This window comes from Roseiarcus sp. (assembly GCF_052145395.1).
GTDB lineage: Bacteria > Pseudomonadota > Alphaproteobacteria > Rhizobiales > Beijerinckiaceae > Roseiarcus.
The window spans coordinates 1-3,550 of sequence record NZ_JBKQOT010000084.1 but is presented as its reverse complement, the minus strand read 5'-3'; the positions used below and the strand labels follow the sequence as shown (position 1 = coordinate 3,550).

Here is a 3,550-nt window from a genome sequence, read left to right as displayed (position 1 = left end):
CCGAGCTCGGTCTGCTCGCCATGCAGCAATGTGGTCAGGCGCTCAACCTCGCCCCCAGACGCTTTCGCGAGGCGGAGTTTCAACGTATTGATTTGAGTTTTCTTGAGTTTGACTTCCTCCCGAGAGGCATTCAAGGACAAGTCGACCGAGAGCAGTTGAAGGGCAGCATCATCTGGGTCCGAGGCCCGTTTGCGGAGGACCTGCGCAGCCTCCTTTATGAGGCAGATCTTGGTTCCGATGATCGCTTCCTCCTCCTCCTCTTGCTTACGGATGTCGCCCTCCGCCCCGATGATCTCGGCATGCTTCAGTTGAAGGGCGATCTCATCGATCTTGACGGTTATTCCGGCTTTCTCCGCTTCCAGCGAGAGCTTCTCAGACGCACCGAGGCCGGTGTCCTGCAGCTCTTCCATCAAGCGATGCTCATCCTCAAGCAGCGCTAGCTTTTGCTTTAAGAGTTCGCCGACATCGTCTGGCATGGCTGGTCCTCTTTTCGCAGGGTCCATTCAGGCGCGAGCACTCCCCGTCGCAGTCAAACATGATTGCCGCGGGTGTGAGCGGGACGACTCACTTAGGGTTGCTCTCACTACCTGAAACCGCTACCTTCCGACAGTCAGCCTAGCCCAAAAAAGACGCATCCGAAACATAAAGGAGGCAAAAATTACCAACTCCCACGGTGGACGCGGATCAAATTAGTCGCACTGTCACTCTACCGCGCGGCGGGCCGGGGAGCAACATGAGCCGATGGGCGGTCGGCGCGGCCGGAGGGGAGGGCATAGGCCCAGAGTAAGCCCGACCAGCGAAACTCGACGACATCGCAGTATTCGTGATTTCCGTGCGTTGCTCATCGGAATTACGTTCTTAGCGACTGCGTCGGACTTATACGGCTTATACTTGGACACCGTCAACATCGAGGAGATCGAGTATGACTGCAGCGCTCAGTCTTGGCCCCGACACGCATCATTCGCGCGAGAACCTGATCCAGCGGCTTCGTCAGGCGTCGGAGGCCGAGCATTCACTATGCTGCCAGTATCTGTTCGCTGCATTTTCACTGCGTCGGTTGACAAGCGACTTCTCGACGCCGCGAAGCGAAGCGGCGGAGTTGCTGATGGCTGCGACGCAGCAGTGGGCCTATCAGATCTTCTACATCGCTCGGCAAGAGATGTCCCATCTCGCCATCGCGACCAACCTACTGACCGCGATCGACGAGCGACCTTACCTTGTGCACGGCGACTACCCCGACCGCCAGCTCGAGGCGGTTGTGGGCTCGCCAATGGTCCTCGAGCGTTTCAACGAGGCGACTTTGCGGCGATTTCAGCACATCGAGCGACCCGATGCGCCTGGCTTCGGCACGCCGCCAGGGGTCGAGCGTGTCTATAACGACATCAAGCAGATGTTTTCGAGCTTGCCGGCGAGCGAGCTGTTCGCTGGCGATGGCGAGCGCGAGCTCGCCTCGACAGAACTCGATCTCGGAGTGTCGATGCAGATTCCTCCAGTGACCAATCGTCCGAGCGCGATCGCGGCGATTGACCTCGTGTTGGCGGAGGGGGAAGGTCTAGGCGTCTCACCCCTGTCCAAGGACACGCATTACGCCCGCTTCACCGCGATGCTGGAAGATTATGCACTTGTTGCGGCGCTCGCCGAGAAGTGCGGGCACGAGCTATCGCTGCCGGTCGTCAGCAACCCTGTCAGCCAGGACGAGGCTGGCCCATCTTCGGGAAACGTAACGCCCGTGACCAATGCCTTTAGCGCGGAGCTGATGAATTTTTTCAATGGTGGGTATCAGCTCATGCTAACCATGCTGCACGAGTTCCTCTGGGGGTACCGCAGCTACTCTGGCATTTTCGGAGCCGTCGAGGCGCTCAAGACCCCCGACCAGATCGCCGCCGATCGACTCGTCACCATCATGTCGGAGAACGCCTATTTCCCATTCATGACTATGTTCATTCGACCGGTCGGCGAGTTGCTCGCCCGCCAACCCGCGTTCGCAAATGTCGACAATGAGGCACGCGCGGGCGCATCGTTCCAAACAGGCGTCAGGATTCCATCCTGGGCAGGGGACATCGGGCCCTACGTCGATGGACTCTCCGCGCTGCAGCAGCGAGCGACCACACTAGCCAAAGACGCGCCAGACCCGATCACCAGTCAAACGCTGGCCTACCTGGCACAGAATCTGACCCGGATGCAGACGAATGTTAAGGACGTCTGGAGGCAGTAATATGCGCAGCAAGGACCTACCATGTCTGGAACGATGAAGATCCACTTCGAAGGCTTCTGGCAATGCCGGTTGTCGACCGATCCAGATCCGACCCTCGAAGGTCGGGGAGTCAGCGGCTATACGAACGCATTACCCGGCGAGGGCGACTTCGATCGCGTCATCCGGACCCAACTCGACCAAATCCCGCTTGCCGAGCGCCGTGAACCCTTTCCGCCCTACCTTGAGACGCTCCCCGACGGCAGCGCGCGCCAGTTTGGCGTGCGGGTGACGGAGGTCGAAGGCGCGCCTACGCCAGTCGTCGACGCGCTCAAAGGCGCCAATCTACGATTGATGCAAAACCCCCGGTTCGAGCTGCGCAACCAAATCGTCGGCGACGGCATCAACCGTATCGCCCCGCCAATCGTCCCCTTCGACGTACAAATCGAAAGCCCAGATGGGGCGGCGTTCCTGCGCCGCAGCGATCCGCTCGATCCGTCGCATCCGCAAAGCGAGATCTGGCAGCTCAGGCCGGCCGACTTCGCTCAGCGTGTGCCCGTCACCTACCGCCACCTTTCGGACGAGGTGGTCGAAACCATCTTTCCGAACTCGGGCGGGGCCGCCAATTCGGACAGCACCTTCATCGCGTACTTCAACCAGCGCAAACAGCTGCTGTCGCACTGGCTGACCAAAACGCCGGCGCCGCAAGCGCTCGAGGCTGCCGGCTATCGAGCCCGGATCCGCGCGATCGACCATTTCGCGGCGCCGAGCGGGAGTTCGGACCCCGCCTTGATCGAGAACCGGCTCGGTTTGCAGTGCGTCTGGGACCACGCGATCCGCGGAAAAGACGCCCGGGTCTGCCACGCGCTGGCGCCTTACGTCGACGTCGATCAAGATTGGCGCACGCGTTTTTGGATGGGCGGATGGGACGGAGATCTGCTGATCGGATGGGTGCAGGGCTACCTCAAGGTGCCGCTGCGTTAGGGCCCGTAGACATTCAGCAGATGCGACAGATTTGGCCCGCAGATCCGCAAAGAAGCGCGCCGCTTCAGGGGCGTTGCCGGCCTCGGCATCGGGGGTTGGGCACTTAATCGGGAGCCCATCACAAAACGGGGGCAGTGTCGGTGGCCTGTGATCTCCTGAAGGCGGGGTAGCAGCGACGGATGACTTGAGCGAGGTCGTTGTTGAGGACGCGCGTTCGGGTCTGAAGCAGCTGGTGTGCACCCCGAGGGGTCCAGCGCATCGATTGACGTTTGTCGAAGCGCTTGTCCACGATTTGGTTGATCGCAGACTCTACGAAGCCGGTGGAGATCCGTTCGCCGGCGCGGAACCGCTCGCCATAGTTCACGATGTGGCCGG

At 60.6% G+C, this 3,550-nt stretch carries 3 protein-coding genes and 1 pseudogene; 2 read left to right on the top strand and 2 right to left on the bottom strand.

Annotated features, from left to right (window positions below; translation table 11 throughout):
- The coding region (locus ACLP25_RS02845; RefSeq protein WP_442467721.1) for a hypothetical protein at nucleotides 1-476 on the bottom strand (476 nt) is incomplete at its 3' end.
- 446 nt (nucleotides 477-922) lie between these two features.
- Between ACLP25_RS02845 and ACLP25_RS02840 the strand changes: the two genes are divergently transcribed.
- Complete coding sequence (locus ACLP25_RS02840) at nucleotides 923-2,215, top strand: ferritin-like domain-containing protein (RefSeq protein WP_442467720.1); 1,293 nt, start codon at nucleotides 923-925, stop codon at nucleotides 2,213-2,215.
- Nucleotides 2,216-2,236: 21 nt separating this feature from the next.
- Nucleotides 2,237-3,175, top strand: coding sequence for a hypothetical protein (locus tag ACLP25_RS02835; RefSeq protein ID WP_442467719.1), 939 nt, complete (start codon nucleotides 2,237-2,239; stop codon nucleotides 3,173-3,175).
- Nucleotides 3,176-3,293: 118 nt separating this feature from the next.
- On the opposite strand, the pseudogene ACLP25_RS02830 reads toward ACLP25_RS02835, so the two are convergent.
- Nucleotides 3,294-3,550 (bottom strand): annotated as a pseudogene (locus tag ACLP25_RS02830) (ISKra4 family transposase); the annotation flags it as partial.